Source organism: Aeromonas sp. R2-3 (genome assembly GCF_040908375.1).
GTDB classification, from domain to species: domain Bacteria; phylum Pseudomonadota; class Gammaproteobacteria; order Enterobacterales; family Aeromonadaceae; genus Aeromonas; species Aeromonas veronii.
On record NZ_JBFODP010000003.1, the window covers coordinates 112,462 to 137,974 of the forward strand.

25 protein-coding genes are annotated in these 25,513 nt (G+C 60.6%); 5 read left to right on the plus strand and 20 right to left on the minus strand.

All coding sequences use genetic code 11. The features are described from left to right. The first annotated feature begins 266 nt into the window (after positions 1 to 266). Entirely contained in the window at positions 267 to 1,274 is a 1,008-nt protein-coding gene (gene ansA, locus AB5Z02_RS00515; RefSeq protein ID WP_042054747.1) for an asparaginase, read from the plus strand. Positions 1,275 to 1,507: 233 nt separating this feature from the next. Here the strand turns inward: ansA and AB5Z02_RS00520 are convergent, their stop codons facing one another. Both AB5Z02_RS00520 and AB5Z02_RS00525 read right to left on the minus strand, forming a co-directional pair. Then, positions 1,508 to 1,801: a YeaC family protein gene (locus tag AB5Z02_RS00520; RefSeq protein ID WP_368214926.1), complete on the minus strand. Its 294-nt coding sequence runs from the start codon at positions 1,799 to 1,801 to the stop codon at positions 1,508 to 1,510. Positions 1,802 to 1,872: 71 nt separating this feature from the next. Then, positions 1,873 to 3,306 (minus strand): glyceraldehyde-3-phosphate dehydrogenase, encoded by a 1,434-nt coding sequence (locus tag AB5Z02_RS00525; protein WP_368214928.1) that lies wholly within the window; start codon positions 3,304 to 3,306, stop codon positions 1,873 to 1,875. Between the two features lie 210 nt (positions 3,307 to 3,516). Between AB5Z02_RS00525 and AB5Z02_RS00530 the strand changes: the two genes are divergently transcribed. Then, positions 3,517 to 4,317: a DUF2989 domain-containing protein gene (locus tag AB5Z02_RS00530; protein WP_368214931.1), complete on the plus strand. Its 801-nt coding sequence runs from the start codon at positions 3,517 to 3,519 to the stop codon at positions 4,315 to 4,317. A gap of 7 nt (positions 4,318 to 4,324) precedes the next feature. After that, positions 4,325 to 4,888, plus strand: a complete 564-nt coding sequence (locus tag AB5Z02_RS00535; RefSeq protein WP_368214933.1) for an NUDIX domain-containing protein — start codon at positions 4,325 to 4,327, stop codon at positions 4,886 to 4,888. Between the two features lie 104 nt (positions 4,889 to 4,992). On the opposite strand, the gene lipA is transcribed toward AB5Z02_RS00535, so the two are convergent. The 14 genes from lipA to leuS form a co-directional block, all read right to left on the minus strand. After that, entirely contained in the window at positions 4,993 to 5,958 is a 966-nt protein-coding gene (lipA, locus tag AB5Z02_RS00540) for a lipoyl synthase (protein ID WP_005335190.1), read from the minus strand. After that, positions 5,955 to 6,632 (minus strand): lipoyl(octanoyl) transferase LipB, encoded by a 678-nt coding sequence (lipB, locus tag AB5Z02_RS00545; RefSeq protein WP_368214936.1) that lies wholly within the window; start codon positions 6,630 to 6,632, stop codon positions 5,955 to 5,957. Before lipB ends, lipA begins: the two co-directional genes overlap by 4 nt. 62 nt (positions 6,633 to 6,694) lie before the next feature. After that, the gene (gene ybeD, locus AB5Z02_RS00550; RefSeq protein WP_005335178.1) at positions 6,695 to 6,958 is read right to left on the minus strand and encodes a DUF493 family protein YbeD; all 264 of its coding nucleotides are present in this window, start codon (positions 6,956 to 6,958) and stop codon (positions 6,695 to 6,697) included. 292 nt (positions 6,959 to 7,250) lie between these two features. After that, positions 7,251 to 8,447, minus strand: a complete 1,197-nt coding sequence (locus AB5Z02_RS00555; RefSeq protein ID WP_005335176.1) for a D-alanyl-D-alanine carboxypeptidase family protein — start codon at positions 8,445 to 8,447, stop codon at positions 7,251 to 7,253. 186 nt (positions 8,448 to 8,633) lie between these two features. Beyond that, positions 8,634 to 9,626, minus strand: a complete 993-nt coding sequence (locus tag AB5Z02_RS00560; RefSeq protein ID WP_368214939.1) for a septal ring lytic transglycosylase RlpA family protein — start codon at positions 9,624 to 9,626, stop codon at positions 8,634 to 8,636. Beyond that, positions 9,568 to 10,566: a lytic murein transglycosylase B gene (gene mltB, locus AB5Z02_RS00565; RefSeq protein ID WP_231720122.1), complete on the minus strand. Its 999-nt coding sequence runs from the start codon at positions 10,564 to 10,566 to the stop codon at positions 9,568 to 9,570. Before mltB ends, AB5Z02_RS00560 begins: the two co-directional genes overlap by 59 nt. Continuing rightward, a complete protein-coding gene (rodA, locus tag AB5Z02_RS00570; RefSeq protein WP_005335170.1) occupies positions 10,566 to 11,669 on the minus strand; it encodes a rod shape-determining protein RodA in 1,104 nt (367 codons plus the stop codon). Before rodA ends, mltB begins: the two co-directional genes overlap by 1 nt. Next, positions 11,662 to 13,584, minus strand: a complete 1,923-nt coding sequence (mrdA, locus tag AB5Z02_RS00575; protein ID WP_005335168.1) for a penicillin-binding protein 2 — start codon at positions 13,582 to 13,584, stop codon at positions 11,662 to 11,664. The genes rodA and mrdA overlap by 8 nt, the downstream gene beginning before the upstream one ends. 103 nt (positions 13,585 to 13,687) lie before the next feature. Beyond that, the gene (gene rlmH, locus AB5Z02_RS00580) at positions 13,688 to 14,155 is read right to left on the minus strand and encodes a 23S rRNA (pseudouridine(1915)-N(3))-methyltransferase RlmH (protein WP_005335166.1); all 468 of its coding nucleotides are present in this window, start codon (positions 14,153 to 14,155) and stop codon (positions 13,688 to 13,690) included. A 19-nt stretch (positions 14,156 to 14,174) separates the two neighbouring features. After that, positions 14,175 to 14,516: a ribosome silencing factor gene (gene rsfS, locus AB5Z02_RS00585; protein ID WP_005335165.1), complete on the minus strand. Its 342-nt coding sequence runs from the start codon at positions 14,514 to 14,516 to the stop codon at positions 14,175 to 14,177. Between the two features lie 103 nt (positions 14,517 to 14,619). Further along, the gene (gene nadD, locus AB5Z02_RS00590; RefSeq protein WP_368214942.1) at positions 14,620 to 15,270 is read right to left on the minus strand and encodes a nicotinate-nucleotide adenylyltransferase; all 651 of its coding nucleotides are present in this window, start codon (positions 15,268 to 15,270) and stop codon (positions 14,620 to 14,622) included. Next, positions 15,264 to 16,301: a DNA polymerase III subunit delta gene (gene holA, locus AB5Z02_RS00595; RefSeq protein ID WP_042054737.1), complete on the minus strand. Its 1,038-nt coding sequence runs from the start codon at positions 16,299 to 16,301 to the stop codon at positions 15,264 to 15,266. The genes nadD and holA overlap by 7 nt, the downstream gene beginning before the upstream one ends. After that, positions 16,301 to 16,783, minus strand: coding sequence for an LPS assembly lipoprotein LptE (gene lptE / locus AB5Z02_RS00600; RefSeq protein WP_005335160.1), 483 nt, complete (start codon positions 16,781 to 16,783; stop codon positions 16,301 to 16,303). The genes holA and lptE overlap by 1 nt, the downstream gene beginning before the upstream one ends. A 205-nt stretch (positions 16,784 to 16,988) precedes the next feature. Continuing rightward, positions 16,989 to 19,565, minus strand: a complete 2,577-nt coding sequence (leuS, locus tag AB5Z02_RS00605) for a leucine--tRNA ligase (RefSeq protein WP_227274202.1) — start codon at positions 19,563 to 19,565, stop codon at positions 16,989 to 16,991. 145 nt (positions 19,566 to 19,710) lie between these two features. Here leuS and AB5Z02_RS00610 point away from each other — a divergent pair, with 145 nt between their 5' ends. After that, positions 19,711 to 20,205 (plus strand): zinc ribbon-containing protein, encoded by a 495-nt coding sequence (locus AB5Z02_RS00610; protein WP_058059281.1) that lies wholly within the window; start codon positions 19,711 to 19,713, stop codon positions 20,203 to 20,205. Positions 20,206 to 20,289: 84 nt separating this feature from the next. On the opposite strand, the gene AB5Z02_RS00615 is transcribed toward AB5Z02_RS00610, so the two are convergent. The 3 genes from AB5Z02_RS00615 to fldB form a co-directional block, all read right to left on the minus strand. After that, entirely contained in the window at positions 20,290 to 21,630 is a 1,341-nt protein-coding gene (locus AB5Z02_RS00615; RefSeq protein WP_368214946.1) for a TldD/PmbA family protein, read from the minus strand. Next, positions 21,630 to 23,030 carry a TldD/PmbA family protein gene (locus AB5Z02_RS00620; RefSeq protein WP_368214948.1) on the minus strand — a complete coding sequence of 467 codons (1,401 nt, stop codon included), beginning with the start codon at positions 23,028 to 23,030 and terminating at the stop codon, positions 21,630 to 21,632. The genes AB5Z02_RS00615 and AB5Z02_RS00620 overlap by 1 nt, the downstream gene beginning before the upstream one ends. A gap of 202 nt (positions 23,031 to 23,232) precedes the next feature. Further along, on the minus strand, positions 23,233 to 23,751 hold the full coding sequence (gene fldB, locus AB5Z02_RS00625; RefSeq protein ID WP_021229741.1) for a flavodoxin FldB: 519 nt from the start codon (positions 23,749 to 23,751) through the stop codon (positions 23,233 to 23,235). Between the two features lie 250 nt (positions 23,752 to 24,001). On the opposite strand from fldB, the gene xerD reads away from it, so the two are divergent. Then, on the plus strand, positions 24,002 to 24,901 hold the full coding sequence (xerD, locus tag AB5Z02_RS00630) for a site-specific tyrosine recombinase XerD (protein WP_151286089.1): 900 nt from the start codon (positions 24,002 to 24,004) through the stop codon (positions 24,899 to 24,901). Positions 24,902 to 24,973: 72 nt separating this feature from the next. Here the strand turns inward: xerD and mscL are convergent, their stop codons facing one another. Continuing rightward, a complete protein-coding gene (gene mscL / locus AB5Z02_RS00635) occupies positions 24,974 to 25,384 on the minus strand; it encodes a large-conductance mechanosensitive channel protein MscL (RefSeq protein WP_047438040.1) in 411 nt (136 codons plus the stop codon). Between the last annotated feature and the right edge of the window lie 129 nt (positions 25,385 to 25,513).

The following is a 25,513-nucleotide window of genomic DNA, read 5'->3' on the forward strand; positions in this document are numbered from 1 at the left end:
CCGGCGGATTGTAGCAAAAAGCATCGTTTAATTCCATCTTTGTCGTATTAATGCTCGTTTTAGTCGTTTATTGTGACATTTAACACTATGTAGGTAGAGGGCGGAAAAGCCGAAAAGGGTGCATGGAACGGCTGTCATTTGGGGCGCCAGTCTCTATAATTCGCCGGTTTCCGCTGCACGCAGAGGCGCTGGCGGGCGTTGACATTGTGGTTCACCCCGACATGGTTCATGTTTTGGCGGTGTTCACTTCATCAAGAGGAGAGGGTGTGAAGAAGTCTATCTACATTGCCTACACAGGCGGCACCATTGGGATGCAGCGTTCCGATCACGGCTACGTGCCGATGGCGGGCTTTATGGAAGACTGTCTGGCGCGGATGCCCGAGTTCCACCGCCCCGAGATGCCGGATTACCATATCCACGAATATGCGCCCCTCATCGACTCCTCCGACATGACCCCGGCGGATTGGCAGCGCATCGCCGAAGACATTCGCGACAACTACGAGAAATACGATGGCTTCGTGATCCTGCATGGCACCGACACCATGTCGTTCACCGCCTCGGCGCTCTCTTTCATGCTGGAAGATCTGCACAAGCCGGTCATCATCACCGGTTCCCAGATCCCGCTGGCCGAGCTGCGCTCCGACGGCCAGCAGAATCTGCTCAACGCCCTCTACATCGCGGCCAACTACCCGATCCACGAGGTGACGCTGTTCTTCAACAATCAGCTCTATCGCGGCAACCGTAGCAAGAAGGTGCACGCCGACGGCTTCCACGCCTTCGACTCCCCCAACTATCCGCCGCTGCTCAACGCCGGGATCGCCATCTCGCTGGAAGCGGGTGAGCTGGGCGTGCCCTCCGCGCGGCCGCTGGTGCTGCACGACATCACCCCCCAGCCCATCGGCGTGGTGACCCTCTATCCGGGGATCTCCAGCGAGGTGATCGCCAATATCCTGCAACAGCCGGTGAAGGCGCTGATCCTGCTGTCGTTCGGGGTCGGCAATGCGCCGCAGAACCCGGCCATGCTGGCGCTGCTCTCCGAGGCTTCGGCTCGCGGCGTCATCATCGTCAACCTGAGCCAGTGCCTGCACGGCAAGGTCAATATGGGGGGCTATGCCACCGGCAACGCCCTGTCGCGGGCCGGGGTGATCTCGGGCTTTGACATGACCGCCGAAGCGGCGCTCACCAAGCTCCACTTCCTGCTGAGTCAGGACTTGCCATCCCACCGCATTCGCGAGTTGATGCAGCAGTCGCTGCGTGGGGAGCTGACGCCCTGAGAAACTGTCCGCGACCTTACTGCGAAGCCGTGATCAAGGCTCATGTGCTGCTCGGAATCCTCATGTATGTATATACACTCCGGTTCCTGCGCTGCTCTTCACCTTGCTGACGTCTTCTCGCTACAGGTCGTGAACAGCTTCTGACCTCCCTACCATGGAGAGTGGAAAAAGAGGGGAGCCATAATGGCTCCCCTCTCTGTTGTGGCCGCTGCGAGCGGTCTGCCGAGTCAGGTTCAGTGGTTAAGGTCGACCCGTACTATCTCTTCCTCATTGCGATACTGACGCTTGAGCTCGCTCTTGCTCTTCATCACGATCTCGCCGTCACGGCCGATGTTCATGTGTTCGGGATTGTCGATGTGCATCGACTGCCAGGCCATCACGGCTTGCAGGGAGGTGGCCTTCTGCTCGTCGGTCAGGGGCTTGCCATCGGGCCACTTGCCCAGCTCGACTGCGGTTTTGAGCTGCTCATACACCTCTTCGGGCATCTGCCTGATTGCTTGTAAAAACTCACCCTGTTGAAACGACATCCGGCCTCTCCTTGAACTATTGAGCCATAAACAGCGGGATCTGATGGGCCATGCAGGTAGACCCTATCGGTCTATGCAGGTAGATCCTGGCGGACTACGCCAGCCATCTGCTCCATCACCCGCACTACCTGACAACTGTACCCGAACTCGTTGTCATACCATACGTAGAGCACACAATGATCCCCTTCGGCGATGGTCGCCTGGGAGTCGACGATGCCCGCATAACGGGAACCTACCATGTCGGAGGAGACCAGCTCGGTGCTGGCGCTGAAGTCGATCTGGCGGTGCAGGGCCGAGCTTAGCGCCATCTGCTGCAGATAGGCGTTGAGGCTCTCCCGATCGGTGGCCTGCTCCAGCGACAGATTGATAATCGCCAGCGAGACGTTGGGGGTCGGCACCCGGATGGCGTTGCCGGTTAGCTTGCCCTTGAGTTCGGGCAGCGCCTTGGCCACCGCCTTGGCGGCGCCGGTGCTGGTCATCACCATATTGAGGGCCGCGCTGCGACCGCGGCGCTCGCCTTTGTGATAGTTGTCGATGAGGTTCTGATCGTTGGTGTAGGAGTGGACCGTCTCCACGTGGCCGTGGCGGATGCCGAACCGCTCCTGCATTACTTTGAGCACCGGGGTGATGGCGTTGGTGGTACAGGAGGCGGCGGAGATGATCCTGTCATCCGGGCCTATTACCTCATGGTTGACCCCGAACACCACGTTCTTCATCTCCCCCTTGCCGGGAGCGGTCAGCAGCACCTTGCCAGCACCGCGCGCTTTCAGGTGCTCGGAGAGGCCTGCCTCGTCACGCCATACCCCAGTGTTGTCGACGATCAACGCATCGTGAATGCCGTAGGCTGTGTAGTCGATGTCGGCCGGGCTATTGGCGTAGATCACCTGAATGAAGGTGCCGTTGGCGATGATGGCGCTGCGCTCCACATCCACCTCGATGGAGCCGTTGAAGGGGCCGTGCACCGAGTCGCGGCGCAGCAGGCTGGCACGTTTCTCCAGATCTCCGTCGCGACCACCGCGTACCACGATGGCGCGCAGTCGCAGCGGATTGGCGGCGCCGGTACGCTCGATCAGCAGGCGGGCAAGCAGGCGACCGATACGGCCAAAGCCGTAGAGCACCACGTCGGTCGGCTGCGGCATCTGGCTGCGGCCAAGGGCCGGTGCCAGTCGCGTTTGCAGATAGTCCTCGATCCCCGCTTCATCCTGATGATCCTGCCAGTAGCCGACTGCCAGCTTGCCAAGGTCTACCTCGGCGGCGGTGGGTTTGAGGGCAACGATGGCCTGAAGCAGGGGGAAGCTTTGCTGGATGGGGAGGGGAGCGCCCTGGTGGCGGCGGACGACCCGGTGGGCCTTGAGGATATCGATGGTGGAGGCGTTTTGCAGCGGGCGGCCGTAGAGGGTGATCTCGACCCCTTGTTGTCGGTAGAGGCGACCAATCAAGGGCTGCATGGCTTCGGCGAGCTCCTGGCTCTCCTGCCACGCTTGCAAGTAGTGCTCGTGGGTCATTGACCAGATCCTTTATTTCACGTTGTTGGTGTAAATAGAAAATTCGTCGAATGCAGATCAGTGTAGGGGTGTATATTTCGTTATATTATTCTGCAATCGCGGCCTTATATGGCGCGCGCATTGTAATGGATATGTAACCGGTTTGCTAGCCGGAGGTGGCCCGTAAAGGCGCCAGTTGTTACCAACCGCGTTACCAACAAGATGTGAACCATGGCCAATTTCCCCCTGCGACAGACCTTCATCATGCTTTCAGTCGGCCTTGCTGTGGCTGGCTGCAATGACGATCGGATCCATAACATCTGTGGCAATCATCCCGAGCTCTGCCAGGATCTGGTGGACGATGGCTGGTGTCGCTACGAGCGTACCGATGTGATCCGCAGTCGCTTCTATCTCAAGGAGGAGGGGACGGATCGGCGCAAGTACGAGCTGATGCGCAACCTTGAGCGCTATCTCAAATGTGCCGAGCGCTCCACCAGCATTGAATACAAGAATGCCCGCGAGCAGAAGAGTCCACGGGTAGAGGGAATGCTGGCGGCCGGGGATCAGTTGGCCCAGCTCGATGCGGCGACCCGCAATTCACAGGATCCCTACCTGCTGCTCTGGCACTGGACCAACAACACCAACGAGCTGGCTCGTCAGCAGTTTATGGCGCTGGAAGGCACCAAGGCGCTGGATGAACCCGAGTTGCAACTGGCACTCGGCGGTATCTACGCCAAGAGTGACCCGGAAAAGGCCATTGCCACCCTGCAGCACGGCCTCTCCCTCTATCAGGAAGGGGACAAGGTTAACAGCCGTATATTCACCTCCCTCAGCACCCTCTATATGGGCCAGAAACAGTATGGGTTGGCCTATCTGTGGGGTAAGGTGAGCGAATCGTTTCAGGATAGTCCCGAGGTCTCAGCCAAACGTTTTGGCATCTACCACACCCTGAGCAAGACAGAGCAGGATGGCTACGATGTGCGGGCTGCCGAAATTGTCGAGCAGCTAAAGTATGGCAACTACCGGCCCTGAGGCAGTGATGACGATGCTCTCCCCGGCCAACTGCTGGCCCAATCCGTTCGATCTCTCTTTCGTTCATGGCGAGGTACGTACCGATGGCCGCACGCTTGAGCGCCTCACGGTGCGTGCCGTGGTGCCCCGTGGCGACGAGCTGCTGCTGGTCCACTCCCGGGTCAACGGCGATCTGATGTTCCCCGGGGGCGGCATTGAAGCGGGGGAGAGCCACCATGTGGCGCTCGCTCGCGAGCTGCTGGAGGAGTGCGGTGCCGAGCTGCGGGAAGTGGGGGGCCTGCTTGGCGAGACCCGTGAATATCGCGCCGCCCGCGAGCCGGGGTTCGATGCCTACTGCATCCGCTCGCTCTACTACTTGTGCCGGATTGGCGATCAGCTGGTGGCCCCGCAGCCGCAGCCCTACGAGATCCGCCTTGGCTTCGTGCCCGGCTGGTTTGCCCTCGATGAGGCGCTGCAGACCAACAAGACCCAGCTGGCGGGGCCCTGTCCCCAGTGGACGGCGCGGGAGACCCGGGTGCTGGCCCAGTTGCAACGCTGGCATCAGCAGGGGATCTTTGACAACGATTGTTGAACACATCAAACGGAAACGGTCAGTGATACTAATAAAAAGAGCGCCAATAGGCGCTCTTTTTCATTGTAAGGGTGGCGGTTACTTGGCCTCCCTGTCGTACGAGATCATTTGACCTCTTCGCCCTTGGCTTGCAGATCAGCATGGTAGGAGGAGCGAACGAAAGGACCACAGGCGGCGTGGGTAAAGCCCAGCTCCATGGCGACATCTTTCAGCTCGTCAAACTCTGCGGGCGGCACGTAGCGCTTGACCGGCAGGTGGTGGCGGCTCGGCTGCAGATACTGACCCAGGGTCAGCATGTTGACGCCGTGGGCGCGCAGATCTTTAAGTACCTCGACGATCTCTTCGTTGGTCTCGCCAAGGCCCATCATCAGACCGGACTTGGTCGGCACGTGGGGGTGCATCTCCTTGATGCGGCGCAGCAGCTCCAGCGACCACTTGTAGTCGGCACCCGGGCGGGCGACGCGATACATGCGCGGCGCGGTTTCCAGGTTGTGGTTGAAGACGTCCGGCGGGGTCTCGCGGAACACCTCCAGCGCCTGCTCCATCCGGCCACGGAAATCCGGAGTCAGGATCTCTATGCGGGTCTGCGGGCTGTGTTCGCGGATCTCGCGGATGCAGTCGGCGAAGTGCTGAGCACCGCCGTCGCGCAGATCGTCGCGGTCCACCGAGGTGATCACCACATACTTGAGGTTCATCTCCTTGATGGTCAGCGCCAGCTTCTTCGGCTCTTCCGGATCGAGTGCCAGCGGGCGGCCGTGGGCCACGTCGCAGAAGGGGCAGCGACGGGTGCAGATGGCGCCCATGATCATAAAGGTGGCGGTGCCGTGGTTGAAGCACTCCGCCAGGTTGGGGCAGGAGGCCTCTTCACAGACCGAGTGCAGCTTGTTCTTGCGCAAGGTGCTCTTGATATGTTCGATCTTCTGGCTGGAGGGGGGCAGCTTGATCCGCATCCAGTCCGGCTTGCGAAGGAGTTCTTCGTTGGGATCCGGCATGAATTTCACCGGGATCAGGGCCATCTTGTCGCCATCGCGCAGCTTGACGCCCGGCTCCATACGAACGGGTTTGCTCATGATTCACTCTCGGTGTTTGTTATTGTTTGATAGCCAATCAGGCGAGCCAGTTCGGCCACCAGAATGGATTGCGCCTCGGCCACGCTCTGCGGGCCGCCCAGGGCGCTGGTCTGGGTCATGGCCATGCCCGCATAGCCGCACGGATTGATGTGCAGGAAGGGGGTCATGTCCATGTTGATGTTGAGGGCCAGCCCGTGGAACGAGCACCCCTTGCGGATGCGCAGACCCAGCGAGGCCAGTTTTGCCTCCATGCCAAGGTCATTTTTCACATAGACCCCGGGGGCATCGGCCTTGGCATAGGCCTGGATATCGCTTTTGGCGAGGGTGTTGATGATGGCTGTCTCCAGCGCGGTCACCAGCTCGCGAACCGAGAATTTGCAGCGGCGGACATCCACTAGTACGTAGAGCACCAGCTGGCCCGGGCCGTGATAGGTCACCTGACCGCCGCGATCGCTCTGCACCACCGGGATATTGCCCGGATTGAGCAGGTGTTCGGCCTTGCCGGCCTGACCCTGGGTGTAGACGGAATCGTGCTCGACCACCCAGAACTCGTCCGGGGTATCGCTGGTACGGTTGTCGGTGAAGGCTTTCATGGCGTCCCATACCGGCTGGTAGGGGCGGCGACCCAGCTGCCTGACAATCAGGCTGGACTGGGCGGGGATCTGGGATGACATGGCGTCCTCGCGGCGTGCTGCGGCCAAAAACAGTCGCCCCGCAGAACGGGGCGAGAGAGAAATTACAGTACGTATTTCACCAGCTCGATCTTGCCAAGGGCGTGGTACATCGCTTCGATGTGCTCCTTGCTCTGGGCAGTCACGGTCACGCGGACCGAGTGGTAGTTGCCCTTGGAGCTGGGCTGGACTGTCGGGCTGTAGGTGCCGGGGGCGTGCTGCTGCAGCACTTCAACCACCATTTCCGGCAGTGCCGGGTCGGCAACGCCGAGTACCTTGAACGGGAATTTGCAGGGAAACTCCAGCAGTTCATCAAACTTGGTATTCATTTACTCACCTTTTGCGTCATCACCGGGATGACTTCATCTTGGATGGCTAGTGGCCGATGGCCCGTGGAGGCCGCCATTTCAAGTCTATATGGGCACGGCTCATAACTATATGGGCGCTGCCCGGACCGGGATCAAGGCCAGGATCGGTCAGACAAGGATGGAAGTGCTGCTTTTTACCACAAATCAGGGTGAGGCGGAACCTGCAGTTTACAGGGTTATTCACTGCCTTTGCCGGTCACAGACAGCAGCGGCGCCTGTTGGCGCCGCTGTTTGGTGAGGATTGTGCGTTGGATTACTTGAACCAGCTGGTGACCAGCAGTACCAGATAGTCCCACAGACGGCTCATCAAGCCACCTTCCTGCACCTCTTCCAGGGCAACCAGCGGCACCTGCTTGATCTCTTTGTCGCCCTGTTTCAGGAACACGGTACCGACGCGCTGCCCCTTGGCCAGCGGCGCTTTCAGCTCGCTGTCGAGCTGGAAATCAGCCTTCAGGTTGTTACCCTGACCGCGGGTGACCAGCACGGAGACATCTTTGTCGACGCCCAGTTTCACTTCCGGTTTGTCGCCCATCCAGATCTTCTGGGTAACTAGCTCGGTGCCTGCCTTGTACGGGGTCAGGCTCTGGAAGAAGCGGAAGCCGTAGGTGAGCAGTTTTTTGCTCTCGGCGGCGCGGGAGGCTTCGCTGCTGGCGCCCAGTACCACGGCGATCAGGCGCATGCCTTCGTTGTTGGTGGCAGAGGAGACCAGGTTATAGCCGACCTGACTGACGTGGCCGGTCTTGATGCCATCCACTTGCAGGGATTGATCCCACAGCAGGCGGTTGCGGTTGTGCTGGGTGATGCCGTTGAAGACGAAGGATTTCTGGGAGTAGATCTTGTACTCCTCCGGCAGGTCGCGGATCAGCGCCTGACCCAGACGGGCCATATCGTGAGCGGTACTGTAGTGACCTTCCGCATCCAGACCGTGCGGGTTCATGAAGTGGCTGTCGTTCATGCCGAGCTTGGCGGCCCAGCTGTTCATCAGGCTGGCGAAGGAGTCGGTGCTGCCTGCCAGGAACTCAGCCATGGCGACACAGGCGTCGTTGCCGGACTGGATGATGATGCCCTTGTTCAGGTCATCGACGGAGACCTGCTTGCCCACCTCGATAAACATCTTGGAGGAGTCGGAGTAGTTCTTGGACCAGGCGTTCTGGCTGATGGTCACCATGTCGGTGCGCTTGATGTTCCCCTTCAGCAGCTCCTGGCCGATGATGTAGGAGGTCATCATCTTGGTCAGACTGGCGGGCGGCAGACGCTCTTCGGCGTTCTGCTCGGCCAGCACCTGACCTGAGTAGTAGTCGATCAGAATATGGGCCTTGGCGGAGATCTCCGGCGCGGCGGGAACCACCATGGGCATGGCATTCGGGGTCGGTGTCGGCACCGGCGTATTGGCCTGGGCGGTTACGCTGATCAGTGAGGCCAGAAGAACTGAACGGGCAAATTTGGACATCTTGAAATTCCTGCGAGCCAGATGGGGATAAAATGCGGGCCTAACTATACCAGATGCGCCCGCAGGTTATAGCCCGAGATGGCGATCAGAACTGGTTTTTTATCCATCACTCCCTGTCATCACGCCATAAAACGACGTGATGACAGTGAGTAAGCGGTTAGTCACATCCGCGGCAAAAGGGGACGATCAGGGCACGATAAAGGCCTGTTCCAGTCCGCCCTGACGTACTTTTTCCAGCACACTTGCCTGCTGGTCGGCGGCGACCGGGCCAATCAGCACCCGGAAAATGGCGCCATGGGCATCGATCCGGTAGGGCACGCCGTAACGCTGGGTCATCACCTTGCCCATCGCCTCGGCCCGATCCCGGGAGCCGCTGGCCAGTACCTGGATCATCTTGCCATCCCCACTACTGGCGGGCGCTGCGGCCTTGGCAGGCGCTGGCTTGACAGGTGCCGCTTTGGCTGGCTTGGCGGCGGGCGCCTTGACGGGAGCGGGAGCGGGAGCGGGTGCGGCAGCGGGAGTGGCCATCGCCAGCGCGGTCGGTTCACCCAGGAAGCCATCTTGCGACAGCGTGTTGGAGGCCGCAGCCGGAGTGGTCGGGGTCATCTCGATGGGCTTCATTGGCTCCATGATCACCATCTGATCCGGAGTGTCGCTGATCAGCTCCAGCCGTACTCGGGCCTCACCGCTATCGACCATCTCCAGCTGCTTGGCCGCTGCGTAGGAGAGGTCGATCAGGCGCGGGCTATTGAACGGGCCGCGATCGTTGACCCGCACTATGGTCTCCAGCCCGTTGTCCAGATTGGTGACCCGCACATAGCTCGGGATGGGCAGGTTGCGGTGAGCGGCACTGAACAGCTTGCTGTCCAGCACATCGCCGTTGGCGGTCTTCTGGCCGTCCAGATCCGGCGACAACCAGCTGGCGGTGCCCTCTTCGCTGTAGTGTTTGATGTCGCGCCACACCTCGTGCTTCTGCTTGCCGATCCAGTAGTCCCGGTTGCCGCTGGCACTCAGGGGCTCGGGGCGCGGAATGGCGCCGGTGGCTTGCGGGATCTCGATAACGGGTGGCTTGCTGACCGGTGCTTGCGGCTCGACGGGGGCGCTCTGTTCCGGCTGGCTGCTACAGGCGGCCAGCAACAAGCTCAGGCTGAGCGGGAGGAGTTTGTGACGAAGATGCATACGCTTCCTGAATGGCTTGGCTAAGTTGATACACCGCCATCGCATAGAGTGGGCTGCGATTGTAACGGGTGATCACATAAAAGTTATGCCGTGCGACCCAGTATTCCGGTCCATCGGCTTGGGCAAACACCAGCAACTTGACCGGCGTCTGTGGGGCCAGCGGCGTGGCGAGCTCAATCCCTGCCGCCGCCAGTTCTGACCACTGTTGTGTTAACTCGGGCTCAGGCCTGAGTAGAGGTTCGACTGCCATCAACCCGATCTGGGCCGGTTCCACCACGGATTCGCCCCAGCGCCACTGGTGGTTGGCAAAATAGTTGGCCACGCTGCCGATGGCATCGACCGGGTTGGCAAACAGATCCCGCTTGCCATCCCCGTCAAAGTCGACGGCATAGTGGCGATAGCTGGAGGGCATGAACTGCCCCATCCCCATGGCGCCGGCATAGGAGCCCTTGAGGGTATCGAGTTGCCACCCTTCCTCTTTGGCCAGCACCACCAGTTGGGCAAACTCCTTGGCAAAGAAGTCGCTGCGCTCCGGGTAGTGGAACCCCAGGGTGTAGAGGCTATCGAGCACCGGATGGCGGCCCATCTGGCGACCGTAGAAGGTCTCGACTCCTATGATGGCTACGATGAGCGAGGCGGGCACCCGATAGGTCTGCTCCGCGCGGGCCAGCGTCTCGGCATGTTGTTGCCAGAACTGCTGGCCATCACGGATGCGATCCGGGGTAACAAACAGCGGCCGGTAGCGATGCCAGGGTTTGCCCTCCCACGGCTTGCTGATGGTGTCGAGCACCTCCTGCCGTAACTGGGCGCGGGCGACGGCCGCCTGCAGCTCCGCCAGCGGCACCTGCTGCTGTTCGGCGAGCAGGGCCAACCGATCCGGCGACACGGCGGCGGTCGCCATCGTGGTGGCGAGCGAGAGTAGCAATCCAACCCGTCTCATCAGGCGAGCAGTCTTCTATGAGTCTGGATGGACATCAGGATACCGAATCCGGCCATCAGGGTCACCATGGAGGTGCCGCCATAACTCACCAGCGGCAGGGGCACCCCTACCACTGGCAAGATGCCGCTCACCATGCCCATGTTGACGAACACATAGACGAAGAAGGTGAGGGTGATGGCACCACCCAGCAGTCGCTCGAAGCTGTTCTGGGCCTGCATCGAGATAAACAGGCAACGGCTGATGACGTAGAGGTAGAGCACCAGCAGCAGGGCAACCCCTACCAGACCGAACTCCTCGCTGAATACTGCGAAGATGAAGTCGGTATGGCGCTCGGGCAGGAACTCCAGCTGGGATTGGGTCCCTTGCAGCCACCCCTTGCCAAAGACGCCGCCGGAGCCGATGGCAATCTTGGACTGGATGATGTGGTAGCCGCGGCCGAGCGGGTCTTTCTCCGGGTCGAGCAGCATCAGCACCCGCTGGCGCTGGTAGTCGTGCATCAGGAAGAACCAGAGTACCGGCATAAAGGCCAGCATCAGCAGGACCGCCAAGCCGATCAGCCACCAGCTGAGCCCCGCCAGGAAGATGACGAAGAAGCCGGAGGCGGCCACCAGAATGGAGGTGCCAAGGTCAGGCTGGGCGGCGATCAGCAGGGTGGGCAGCAGCACCATGATGAGGGCGATCACCACATGGCTGAACTTGGGGGGCAGCGAGTGGCGACTGAGCCAGGCGGCCACCATGATCGGCATGGAGAGCTTCATCACCTCGGAGGGCTGGAACTTCATAAAGCCCAGATCGAGCCAGCGCTGGGCCCCCTTGCCGATGTGGCCGAACACGTCCACCGCAATCAGCATCAGCACAACCACGGCGAACAGCGGCACCGACCAGCGGGCGTAGAGGGAGGGGGGCAGCTGGGCCAGGCCGATCATCAGAGCAAAGGCGAGACCGCCGCGCACCAGCTGGCGCACGATGGAGTCCATATCCTGACCGGAGGCGGAGTAGAGCACCACCATGGAGAGGGTCATCACGGCCAGCAGACCGAGCAGCAGGGGCAAGTCGATATGCAGCTTGTACCAGATGCTCTGCTGGCGGGCAGAATTACTCATTGGGAGCGACCTCACTCGGTTGGGACGGCTTTTCCGGTGCCGGTGGCAGTTGCGGATCAGGGGGCAGCAGATAGGCATCCAGCATCTGGCGTGCAATGGGCGATGCAGCTCGACCACCACCACCTCCGATGGAGTTTTCCAGTACCAGAGCTACCACCGCTTTGGGTGCCTCGAAGGGGGCATAAGCAACGAACAAAGCGTTATCGCGATGCTCCGCCTTGACCGTCTTGATGTTGTAAACCTGATTTTCCTTCAAACCGACTACCTGGGCTGTGCCCGATTTGCCGCCTGAGGAGTAAGGCGCCTTGGCAAACGAGTGACGGCCACTGCCTTCACTGCCATGGTTGACTCGCCACATCCCATCCTGTGCCACTTTCCAGAAGCTGTCGTTCTTGAGCTTGAGGGCGATATTGGGGTTGATGGGGGCATCGACTACCCCCGCCTGGGAGGCTGTGCTCTTGAGCAGGTGCGGGGTGACGTCGTGACCATTCTGGGTCAGGATGCTGATCGCCTTGGCCAGTTGGAGCGGGGTGGCGCTCCAGTAGCCCTGACCGATACCGACAGAGATGGTGTCACCCTGATACCAGGGCTGGCGCCAGCGGGCCATCTTCCAGTCACGGGACGGCATGACACCCTTGGTCTCTTCATAGAGATCGACCCCTGTGTACTGACCGAAGCCAAACTTGGTCATGTAGCTGTGGATCTTGTCGATGCCGACCCGATAGGCGAGATCGTAGAAGTAGGTATCTGCCGAGACCTCGATGGCGCGATAGACGTCGAGCCAGCCATGACCCCAGCGGCGCCAGTCGCGAAACTTCTTGGTGGTACCGGGAATGGAGAAGCTCGGGCCGCCGAAATAGCGGTAGCCCGGGGTGATGGCCCCCTCGTTGAGACCCATGATGGACATCATGGGCTTGACGGTGGAGGCAGGGGCATAAATGCCCTGAGTGGTGCGATTCACCAGTGGCCGCGCCGGATCGTTGAGCAGCGCCGAGTAGTTGGCGCTTGAGATACCGGTCACGAACAGGTTGGGGTCGTAGCTGGGGCTCGACTCCAGGGCCAGGATGGCGCCGGTTTTCGGGTCCATCATCACGATGGCACCGCGCTGGCCAGCCAGCAGTTGCTGGGCCTTGAGCTGCATCCGGACGTCGATATTGAGGTAGATATCCTTGCCCGGAATAGGTGGCTGGAACTTGAGGGTGCGGACAATCCGGCCGCGGTTGTTCACCTCGACCTCCTGATAGCCCGCCACACCGTGCAGCTCATCCTCGTAATACTTCTCAACCCCCTGCTTGCCGATATCCTTGGTGGCCGCGTAGTTGGCGAGTTTTTCTTCCTTCTCGAGGCGCTCTACGTCACGGGTGTTGATCTTGGCCACATAGCCCAAAGCATGGGTGAGGGTGTCACCAAACGGGTAGTAGCGTTTGAGGTAGGCCTCGATGCTGGCGCCCGGGTAGTTATGCTGATTGACCGAGAAGAGGGCCACCTGATATTCGGTCAGCTTCTCGTAGAGGGCGACCGGCTTGAAGCGGCGCTGGCGCTTCACTTCGGCGAGGAACTTCTCCTTGGTGCCTTCCGGCAGACCCAGCAGGGTGATCAGCTGGTCGGCGGTTTTTTCGAGATCCTTGGTCTCTTCCGGCACGATTTCCAGACTGTAGACCGGGCGGTTTTCCGCCAGCAGCACACCGTTGGTGTCATAGATGAGGCCCCGTGGCGGTGCCACCGGCACCACGCGGATGCGGTTGGAGTTGGAGCGAGTCTGGTAGGTGTCGTAGGACTCGACCTGCAGATAATAGAGATTGCCCAGCAGCACCAGCATCAGCACGACGATACCGATGTAGGCTACCAGGGTGCGCCGGAAGAACAGATTGCCCTCGGCACTGTGATCGCGCATTTCGATGCGTTGTTTCAGCATGCCTTTACCTCAAGACCCTTGGGGGCAATAAGAGCAGGAACTGCATTGTTCACTCTCTGTGATAGGGGTGAATATGAGAGGTGAGACTCCAGAGACGCATGGCTCACTCTCTATGATACGGATGATTGGTGGTGATGCTCCAGGCCCGATAGAGGCTCTCGGCCACCAGCACCCGCACCAGCGGATGGGGCAGGGTGAGCGGTGACAGTGACCAGCTCTGTTCGGCGGCAGCCTTGCATTCGGGGGACAAGCCTTCCGGCCCGCCTACCAGCAGGGCTACATCGCGGCCATCGAGTTTCCACGCCTCCAGCTGGGTAGCCAGCTGCTCCGTGGTCCAGGGCTTGCCCGGAATGTCGAGGGTGACGATGCGCGAGCGCCCCGCAGCCGCCAGCATGGCTTCCCCTTCCTTCTGCAGGATGCGGGGAATGTCGGCATTTTTTCCCCGTTTGCCTGCGCCGATCTCGACGAGTTCAAACGGCATGTCTTTGGGGAAGCGGCGACGATACTCTTCGAAGCCATGCTCTACCCAGGCGGGCATCTTGGTGCCCACCGCAATCAACTGGATCTTCATGGTCGTTACACTTGTGCTCTTATTGCGTATTCATTTGAGCGGCACCGCTCCACAGCTTTTCCAGTTGGTAGAAGTCACGATGTTCATCCTGCATCACATGCACGATCACCGAGCCCATATCTACCAGCACCCATTCACCGCTCAGTTGCCCTTCCACGCTCAGCAGATCCAGACCCGCGTGGCGGGCTTCGCTGGCCAGATGGTGGGCAATGGCGCTGACGTGACGACTGGAGTTGCCGGAACAGATGATCATGGTGTCAGTAATGCTGGATTTGCCGCGTACATCGAGGGTGATGATGTCGCGGCCTTTCATGTCATCGATCTTGTCGATGATAAAGGCATGCAATTCTTGGCCTTGCAATGAGTCTCTCCTGTATTCCGGCGCGCAGCGTTTGCGTCAGGGCGGCGGATTATATCATGGTCACTCCCGTTTCCCATCGGGCGGGGCGGGATTACGACAGGGGCTAGCGGCGGTTGGCGCGGTAGAGCCCCTGTTGATCAATATAGTGCGCAACCGACTCGGGCAAGAGGTAGCGGGTGTCTTGTCCCGCATCCAGCAAGGCCCGCAGTCGGGTGGCTGACAGTTCGATGGGCTGGTTGTCCGCCAGCCAGATATGACCGGCCAGACGCTGATGCAGCGCGTTGGCATCTGGGGTGTGATGGCGCGCCAGCAGCTGCGCCACCCCGGCCGGATAATCCGGTTGCCAGCCCGGCCGTACGCTCACCACCAGATGGGCATAGTCGAGCAGCTCCTGCCAGCGGTGCCAGCTTGGCAGGCTCAGCAGGGAATCCATCCCCATCAGAAAACAGAGCGGCGTATCGGGCAGTTCACGACGCAGCTCGATCAGGGTATCGATGGTGTAAGAGGGCTTGTCCCGTCTCAGCTCCCGCTCATCCACCACAAAGTGGTGGTTCTCCGCTGCCGCCAGCTTGACCATGGCGAGGCGCTGTTCGCTGGAGCAGAACGGATTGGCACGGTGGGGCGGGATATGGTTCGGGATCAGCCGTACTTCGGCCAGATCTATCGCATCGCGCGCCTCGATGGCGGGGCGCAAATGGCCGATATGGATAGGGTCGAACGTGCCCCCCAGCAGGCCAATAGGCGCCTTCAGCACGGGCTGCTCTCCATCACCAGCGGCAGCGGGGTGCCATCACGAAAGCCGAGGGCAATGGTCTGCAGCATCAGCCAAGCCTGTTCGGTATCGAAGCGGCGCTGGGCGTCGTCCAGCTGGGCCATCAGCTGCCACAGTTGCTGCAACTTGGCAAACGGCAGGCGGGTCAGTGCTTGCTGAATGAGCTGCTGGCGGCTCTGCCAGATGCGCAGGCGGCTGAAGTGCTCACCCAGCGGCTGGCCGTTGCGCATCGCCAACGACAGCTCGGTCAGCTGCTCCAGCTCGCGGCAGAGGGTCCAGGCCAGCATCCCCGGCTCGGTGCCTTCGGCCCGCAGGGCGGCCAGAATGCGCTGGGCCCGGTTCACCTTGCCCTCCAGCAGGGTATCGACCAGCTGGAACGGGGTGAAGTGGGCGTGGCGGATAATGGTCTCTTGCAGATAGGTGACGCTGATGGGCTGGGGCGGCGAGAGCAGGGTCAGCTTCTCGATCTCCTGGCTGGCGGCCAGCAGGTTGCCCTCGTAGGAGTGGCACATGAAGTTGATGGCATCGGGCAGCGCCTTGAGGCCGAAACGCGCAAAACGGGCGCTCATCCAGCGCGGGAAGAACTTGGGCTCCGGATGGTTGACCGGCACATAGGTGCCAATCTGGTAGAGCTTGTCGAACCAGGCTGCCTTCATCTGGGTCTGGTTGAGGCGACCGCCACTCAGCACCAGCAGCAAATCTGGATGAAGCTGCTTGCCAATTTCGCTGATGCGGGCGGCCAGATCCTTGTCCACCTTGGCGGGCAGCTCCAGCTCGATGATCTGACGGGCGGAGAAGAGGCTCATGGCCTGACAGGCATCGTAGACCTGATTCCAGTCCAGCCCCTGTTCCACCACGAAGGTGTGGCGCTCATCGAAACCCTGCTTGCGGGCGACCTGACGGATGGCATCGATGGCCTCCAGTCGCAACAGGGGCTCGTCGCCAAAAACGAGATAGCAGGGCCGAAGCCCTGCTTTGAGGTGGTCACCAAATTGTTCCGGGTAAATCCGCATCAGAAGCTGACCTGACTCAACTGCCGGATCACCTGATTGGCCGCCTGCTCCTGCATTTCGCGGTTGAGCTGCTCCTGCTCACGGGAGGAGGCGAGCGCTGCATCCGGCTTGTTGAGGAAGCTGCGGTTGAAGTTGATGGGGAAGACCTGAGTTGGCTTGCCCGGTACCGAGATGGTGAACTGGGTACCAAAGCCCAGCACATATTCGGTGTCCGTCCCCAGCGCGTTGACCGAGGCAACCTGACTGGTGCTGCCTACACCGCCCAGAGTGAGCACCGGAATGCCCTCCTTGTCGGCCAGGGTCACGCCAGAGGCCTTCAGACGGGTGGTAACCATCCGGTAGAAGTCGCTCTTGTTGTCGCCCACGACCTTCATGGTCATCAGCTCGCTCGGAATGCCGTTGCCGCGCATGTGAAAGCCGCAGCCTTGCAGCAGCAGACCAGCCAGCACGATGGCCATCCAGCGGGTGAAGATGGTGCCCATAGAAAATCCTCTTTGCATTAAGGGAAAGCGGCGGGCGCAGGGCCCGCCGTTATCATCCGTTTGCTGTCACAGATTGGCAATGATCAGTTGGCAGCCAATTAGTTAGCGACAATGTTGAGCTGTCATGGGCCGGTACGTCGTTACCCATGAGTGGCCACACAGTCAGCCAAGGTCGCCAAATGGTATGACATCAGTTGGCAACCGATCAGTTAGCGACAATATTGAGCAGCTTGCCTGGTACATAGATCACCTTGCGCACGGTCAGACCGTCGGTGAACTTCTGTACCGAGGCATCGGCCATCGCCAGCTTCTCGACGTCGGCCTGGCTGATCTCGGCCGGCACGGTCAGTTTGCCGCGCATCTTGCCGTTGATCTGCACTACCACCAGTTTCTCGGTCTCGACCATGGCCGCTTCGTCGGCCACCGGCCAGGCTGCGTGATCGATGTCGTCGCCTTTGCCCAGCATCTTCCACAGCTCGAAGCCGATGTGCGGGGTGATGGGGTAGAGCATGACTACCACAGCTTCCAGCGCTTCCTGCATCAGGGCGCGGTCTTGCTCGTCGTTGCCCAGCTTGGAGAGATTGTTCATCAGCTCCATGATGGCGGCGATGGCGGTGTTGAAGGTCTGACGGCGACCCACGTCATCGCTCACCTTGGCGATGGTCTTGTGCAGTTCACGGCGTACTGCTTTCTGCTCGTTGGTGAGAGCCGCCACATCCAGTGCGGCAACGGCGCCACCGGAGACGTGCTCAAAGGTGACGCGCCACAGGCGACGCAGGAAGCGCTGGGCACCCTCTACGCCGGAGTCGGACCACTCCAGAGTCATCTCTGCCGGGGAGGCGAACATCATGAACAGACGGACGGTATCGGCGCCGTAACGCTCGACCATCAGCTGCGGGTCGATGCCGTTGTTCTTGGACTTGGACATCTTGGTCATGCCGGAGTGCATTACCTCACGACCTTCGTTGTCGATGGCCTTGGTGATGCGACCCTTCTCGTCACGCTCTACCTTGACGTCGGTCGGGCTGACCCAGACGTTGCCGCCCTTCTCGTCTTTGTAGTAGAAGGCGTCGGCCAGCACCATGCCCTGACAGAGCAGGCGCTTGAACGGCTCGTCGCTGTTGACCAGACCCGCGTCACGCAGCAGCTTGTGGAAGAAGCGGGCGTAGAGCAGGTGCATACAGGCGTGCTCGATACCGCCGATGTACTGATCCACCGGCAGCCAGTGGTTGGCAGCCGCCGGATCCAGCATGCCCTTGTCGTAGTCCGGAGAGCAGTAGCGCGCGTAGTACCAAGAGGACTCCATAAAGGTGTCGAAGGTATCGGTCTCGCGGAACGCTTCCTGACCGTTGTAAGTGGTCTTGGCCCACTCGGCGTCAGCCTTGATCGGGCTCTGGATACCGTCCATCACCACATCTTCCGGCAACAGTACCGGCAGCTGATCTTCCGGCGTCGGCACCACGGAACCGTCAGCCAGGGTCAGCATCGGGATGGGGGCACCCCAGTAACGCTGACGGGAGACCCCCCAGTCACGCAGGCGGTAATTGACGGTGCGCTTGCCTTTGCCCAGCCCTTCCAGCTTGCTGGCGATGGCATCGAAGGCGCCCTGGAAGTCGAGACCGTCGAACTCGCCGGAGTTGAACAGCACGCCCTTCTCGGTGTAAGCGGCTTCGCTCACGTCGACGTCGCCATCAACCGGCTTGATCACCGCCTTGATGTCGAGGCCATATTTGGTGGCGAATTCGAAGTCACGCTGATCGTGGGCCGGAACCGCCATTACGGCGCCGGTGCCGTAGTTCATCAGCACGAAGTTGGCGACCCAAACCGGTACCTTGCGGCCATCCAGCGGGTGAATGGCATAGAGGCCGGTGGCCATGCCCTTCTTCTCCATGGTGGCCAGTTCTGCTTCGGCTACCTTGGTGTTCTTGCACTCTTCGATAAAGGCGGCCAGCTCCGGATTGTTCTGGGCTGCTTGCAGCGCCAGCGGGTGACCGGCAGCGATACCGACATAGGTGACGCCCATGAAGGTATCCGGACGGGTGGTGTAGACCTCCAACTGCTCAGCCTGACCCTCGATGGCAAAGCTGATGTTGACCCCTTCGGAGCGGCCAATCCAGTTGCGCTGCATGGTCTTGACCATCTCCGGCCAGCCTTCCAGATTGTCGATGTCGCTGAGCAGCTCTTCGGCGTAGTCGGTGATCTTGATGAACCACTGGGGGATCTCTTTCTGCTCCACCGGGGTGTCACAGCGCCAGCAGCAGTTGTCGACCACCTGCTCGTTGGCCAGCACTGTCATGTCGTTCGGGCACCAGTTGACGGAGGAGGTCTTCTTGTAGACCAGCCCCTTCTCGTAGAGCTTGGTGAAGAACCACTGCTCCCAGCGGTAGTAATCCGGTTTGCAGGTGGCGACTTCACGATCCCAGTCATAACCCAGACCCAGCATCTTCAGCTGGTTCTTCATGTATTCGATGTTTTCGTAGGTCCAGGGCGCCGGTGCGGTATTGTTTTTGATCGCGGCGTTCTCGGCCGGCAGACCGAATGCATCCCAACCTATGGGTTGCAGCACGTTCTTGCCATTGAGGCGTTGATAACGGGAGATCACATCACCTATGGTGTAGTTACGAACGTGCCCCATGTGTAGTCGACCAGACGGATAGGGGAACATGGACAGGCAGTAGAACTTCTCCTTGTCTACCTTCTCCACGGCCTTGAAGGTTTTCTTGGCATCCCAGTGCTTTTGCACTGCTGGTTCGATTGATTGGGGAACGTATTGCTCTTGCATTGGTGACATCCGGATCTGTGAAATGAATAGATAAATCAGCTGGGAAATCGCAATAGAATACCCATATCCTGCGGCGGCAACAACCGCCAGCGTCCCTTGGGCCTTAAGCCGGGCCAGATCAGGGTTTAGTAGAGGAGTTAGAGCCATGGACAAACGTCAAAAAGGGTACGAAGCCTTCATTGCCGAGCTGCAAAAGCAGTGGCAAGAGACTGAAGAGTTCCAGGGGGAGCGCCTCAACCGGATGATTGCCAAGGTGCAGGCCTATCTGGAGGCTGCCAGCGACCTGACTCAGGACGAACTGGCGCTGATCGCCGAGTACGTGAAGCGTGATCTGGGCAACTATGACGAGGGGCGCCATGAGGATAGTGCGCAGGTGGAAGAGTCTGCCTTTATGTTGGCCCTCAAAGACACCGCCTGGTCCTGGTTGGCGGATGTGACCGACCGCGCCCAGGTGGAGTGGCGCGAGCTGGCTGACGAGCTGGAGCACAAGGGGGTCTATGAGGCGGGCGACTGGGTGGGGCTCGGGGTCATGGTGTGCGACCAGTGTGGCTGGCGCCATACCGTGCTGCATCCCCAGCAGCTCGATACTTGCCCCGAGTGCGGCTGCGCCGAGTATCATCGCGAGCCGCTCTCGCCCTGAGTCATGCCATCAATGTGGACGAGATAACGAGCAAAAAGGCGCCATCAGGCGCCTTTTTCTTACTTGCAGGTTTCGTCGGGGCGTTTACTTGCCCGCGACGGAGAGGCCGCCAAAACGGATCTGCGGGGCGTAGAAGCCCTTGCCGTCGTTGTGGTGCAGGGTATCGCCGACCGCTTCCAGCTCGCCCAGCAGGCGGTAGAAGTTGCCTGCTACCGTGATGCCGCGCACCGGCTGCAGGCGAACGCCATCGCGACAGAGGAACCCTGACGCGCCAAAGGAGAAGTCGCCGCTCACCGCATCGGCACCGGAGTGCAGGCCGTCCAGCTTGACCAGCTCCAGATAGTCACCGCGCTGCACCTCCGCTTCGCTATGGGGGCCCGCGCCAAACACCAGATGGCGAGCGGTCACATCGAGGGCGCTGCGAGCGCCGCGGGCGGCCGAGCCGTTGCTGGCGACGGCAAAGTGGCGGGCAGTAGCGCTGTTGTGGAGCAGGGTCTTCAGCTCCCCTTCGCCAATCAGCAGCAGATCCGAGCTGGCCGCCCCCTCGCCATCAAACGCCTTGATGTTCATGCCGCCCGGCATATAGACCCGGCTTTCCAGAGTGAGCCAGCGTGACGCCACGCTTTGGCCGACCTTGCTGCGCCAGGGGTTGATCCCTTGTTGGGCCCACTTGCCCGACAGCACGCCCTGAAAGCAGCCAAACAGGCTGGCGAAGCAGTTGGTGCTGAAGATGACGCTGTAGCGACCGCTCGGCACCGCTTCACCGGGCAGCAGACCATCGGCGATGGCGTAGATCTGCTCGATCAGGGCCTGACTGTCCAGCTCGTCGAAGCGACGGCCATACTGCCCCTGCGAGTGCATCGACTGGCGGCCATCCCGTTCCACCAGCGCCGAGGTGTAGCAGCCGACGCTGAACTCGCCGTGCTGGCAGAGGGTGCCCTGACTGTTGGCGAGCCAGAGCTGGCTCTCCCCTTCGAAGAAGCTGTTGTAGGGGGCGCCGCTCACATCGGGCATGGCCAGCATGTCAGATTCCAGACGCAGGGCCAGGGCGATCTTCTCCTCAACCGGCGTGCTATCGGGCTGGTTGATCTCGGCGCAATCTGTGGTGATCCGGCTATTGGCCACCGAGATGCGCTGATCCGCATCCACCTTGGCAAAGCGGCTGGCATCGAGCGCATCCTGCAGCATGGCATCCAGCGCCAGCTCATCGAGGGATTCCGAGTAGGCGATGCCGACTCGGCCCTCTTTGATCAGGCGAATACCGAGTTGCTGGCTGCTGGTGACCTTGTATTCACCCAGCTCGCCCTTGTCTGCCTTGAGGGAGAAGGCCTTCTCCTGATTAGCGATGATGTCTGCCTCGGCGTTGAGGTCGGCCACCTTGTCGAGCAGGCGGGTGAGCAGTTGGTTCATGTCGAGCTGGCTCATCAGGCGTTCCCTCCCACCAGAATGTTGTCTACTTTCAGCGCCGGCTGGCCCACCGAGGTGGGGACCGAGCCCGAGACAGAGCCGCACATACCGGCGGCCAGCGCCAGATTGCGGCCCACCATGGAGATCTCTTGCAGCACCTGCGGGCCGGTACCGATCAGGGTGGCTGATTTGAGCGGTCTGGTGATTTTGCCGTGCTCGATGAGGTAGGCCTCCTGCACATTGAAGTTGAATTCACCGGTGCCGGGCTGTACCGAGCCGCCCCCCATCTTCTTGGCGTAGATGCCGTGCTCCACCGTGGCCAGCATATCGTCGAGGCTGTGGTGGCCCGGTTCGATATAGGTGTTGCGCATGCGCGAGGTGGGAGCGTACTTGTAGGATTCGCGCCGCCCGGAGCCGGTGCGGGCGTAGCCCGTCTTGAGGGCCCCCATTCGGTCCACCAGAAAACCGGTCAGTACCCCGTCCTTGATGAGCTGGGTGTGCTGGGTCGCCATCCCCTCGTCATCGACGTTGATGGAGCCCCAGGCGTTGCCTTGCAGTCCCTCGTCCACCGCATTGACCTCCGGATTGGCGATAAGCTGGCCCATCTTGTCGTGGAACACCGATGCCTTCTTGGCCACCGAGGTGGTCTCCAGCAGATGACCGCAAGCCTCGTGGAAGATGACGCCGCCAAAGCCGTTCTCCATGATGACCGGCAGGGTGCCGCTCGGGCAGGGAGCCGCGCCCAGTTTCACCAGTGCCTGACGGGTGGCGGTGAGGGCCAGCTCGCGCGGATCGATGCGATCGGCATGCTCCCAGCCCATCAGGGCGCCGGGTGCCTCGTAACCGACGCTCTGCTCGCTCCCTTCCATGGCGATGGTCTGGGCCATGATGCGGTTGTAGTGGCGGCGATCGGCGACTTGCAACCCTTCGCTGTTGAAGATCTCCACCTCCTGCTCCCAGCCCAGCACGTTGCCGGAGAACTGGCTCACCTTGTCGCTCTCGGCGCGGGCCGCCGCATCCATGGCGTGCAGATAGGCGATCTTCTGCTCCAGCAGCTTGTCGGCCGACAGGGGCAGGGCCACCGGGTTGCGGTCGGTCAGGCGGGTGAAATCGAAGGCGGTGGCGGTCACCACGGGGTCGCGGCGGTCTTTGGCCGCCAGCAGGGTGACGATGCGCAGCAGCTCGTCGCGGCTGGCCAGATTGGTGTAGCCGTAGAGCACCTTGTGGCCGTAACAGAGGCGCACACCGATGCCGAAATCGAGGCCACCGCTGATGTTCTCTATCTGGCTGGAGAGCAGGCTGAGCTGGCTGCGGCGCTTGCGCTCGACAAACAGCTCGGCGAAATCGGCACCCAGCGCCAGCGCGTGATCGAGCACGTCACGGGCAATGGCGGGGGCCAACAGGGAGAATGGGGTCATAGAATATCCTTTTCTGGTCTGTCCGTTTGCTTCCGACATCCGGCTCTGATTGTTATGGGATGTCGAGTCCATTGTTGCAGACCAGCACAAAAAAGTCGCTATAGCGTCATGCGATGATACCGATTGAGAAAATCGGTGCGATAACTGCGCCCGGCGGCCAGGGCCAGGCGCTCAGGGTCGTTTTGCCAAAACGTGGGAAAGATCAGAGCAGGGCGTGGATTTCGCTCAGGATCTGCTCGACCCACTGCTCGATGCGCGGATCGGTCTGGTCATATTGGTTGGCATCATCGAGGGCTAGCCCGACGAAGTGACGGCCATCGTCGATCAGTGCCTTGGAGGCATCGAATTCGTACCCTTCGTTGGGCCAGTAGCCCACCAGCTTGACTCCTTTTGGCACCAGCTGGTCGTGCAGCATGCCGAGGGCGTCCTGGAACCATTCGCCATAACCGAGCTGATCGCCGAGGCCAAACAGGGCCACGATGCGTCCCTCCAGATGGAGATCGGCGATATCTTCCCACCGGGACTCCCAGTCCTCCTGCAGTTCGCCAAAATCCCAGGTGGAGATGCCGAGGATCAGGATCTCGTAATCCTCCATCAGGCGCAGGGAGACATCCTTGATATTGTGAATATCCACCAGCTCGGGGCCGATGAGGGCGCGGATCTTCTCGGCAGCCATCTCGGTGTAGCAGGTGGTGGAACCGTAAAACAGACCAATCTTCATCGCTCTTCTCTCTGTTGGCGCTTTCTCGCTTGCTTTTGGCGCGTTCTCGCATGCTCGTGTGGGCTGCGCCATGTTGGCAACACGATGGGTAACGTAAGGGGAGGGCGCCAGTCTAGCAGATTGCCATTCGACCTTCACCGCCCGGCAAGGGGCGTGGCAAACGTGCCTTATCTTTCCAATGAAAGTGCCTTGTCTTTCCAAGGAGTTGACGCGTTACAATGGGCCATCGATCCCCTGATTGCAGCGCACCATGAGCAAACCCGACCCACATCCCCTGATTGAACCCTTTCTCGACGCCCTCTGGCTGGAGCGGGGATTGTCTGACAACACGGTCAGCTCCTATCGCAGCGATCTGGAGAAGTTCTCCCTCTGGCTCGACGAGCAGGGGAGCTCGCTGCTGCTGGCGGGGATGGACGAGATCCAGCACTACCTCGCCTGGCGGGTCGATCATCAGTTTGCGGCCAGCAGTACGGCCCGCTTCCTGTCGGCCCTGCGCCGCTTTTACCAGTATCTCAACCGCGAGAAGCTGCGCAGCGACGATCCGACCGTGCTGCTGGAGGGGCCCAAGCTGCCGAAAAAACTCCCCTCCGATTTAAGCGAAACGGAGGTGGAAGCACTCTTGAGTGCGCCGCTGGTGGATGACCCGCTGGAGTTGCGGGACAAGGCGATGCTGGAGCTGCTCTACGCCACCGGCTTGCGAGTTTCCGAGCTGGTGGGGCTCACTGCCGAGCATGTCAGTTTGCGTCAGGGCTTGGTGCGGGTTGTGGGCAAGGGCAACAAGGAGCGGTTGGTGCCGATGGGCGAGGAGGCGATGCACTGGCTGGAGCGTTACAACCGGGAGGCCCGTACCCTGCTGCTGGGGGGCACCAGCTCGGATGTGGTGTTTCCCTCCAAGCAGGCCCGTATGATGACCCGCCAGACCTTCTGGCATCGCATCAAGCTCTATGCCCTGCGGGCCGGGATCAACGGTGAGCTGTCCCCCCATACCTTGCGCCACGCCTTTGCCACCCATCTGCTCAACCACGGCGCCGACCTGCGGGTGGTACAGATGCTGCTGGGCCATGCGGATCTCTCCACCACCCAGATCTACACCCATGTCGCCAACGAGCGGCTCAAGGCCCTGCACGGGGAGCACCACCCCAGAGCTTGAGTGGCTGGCCTCCCAAAAACAAAAAACCGCCAGCAAGCGGTTTTTTTATCTCTACACGACAGGAGATGGCGCTTATTTCCCTTGCTGGGATTTCAGCAGATCACGGATCTCGGTCAGCAGCTCCTGATCCTTGGTCGGGCCTGCCGGGGCGGCGGCTTCCTCTTCCTGCTTTTTCTTCAGGGTGTTGATGGCCTTCAGTCCCATGAAGATGGCAAAAGAGATGATCAGAAAGTCGATGATGGTCTGGATGAACTTGCCATAGGCGATGACCACGGCGGGTGTTGCACCTTCTGCGGCCTTCAGGGTGACCGCCAGGTCGCTGAAGTCCACGCCGCCCAGGATCAGGCCGATGGGCGGCATGATCACGTCACCGACAAAAGAGGAGACAATTTTGCCGAAGGCGGCACCAATGATGATACCGACCGCCATATCGATGACGTTGCCGCGGGCGGCAAAGGCTTTGAACTCTTGAATCAGACTCATTATTTCCTCCGAAATTAAACAAGATAGCGCGTTGATTACCCTTGCCAAAGGGTGAACTCTTGTCAGGAAAAACAGAGGCTAAGCCGCGTTGTTCCTGTCGTCCTGACTAGCTTGCGGGCGTTATGAGTC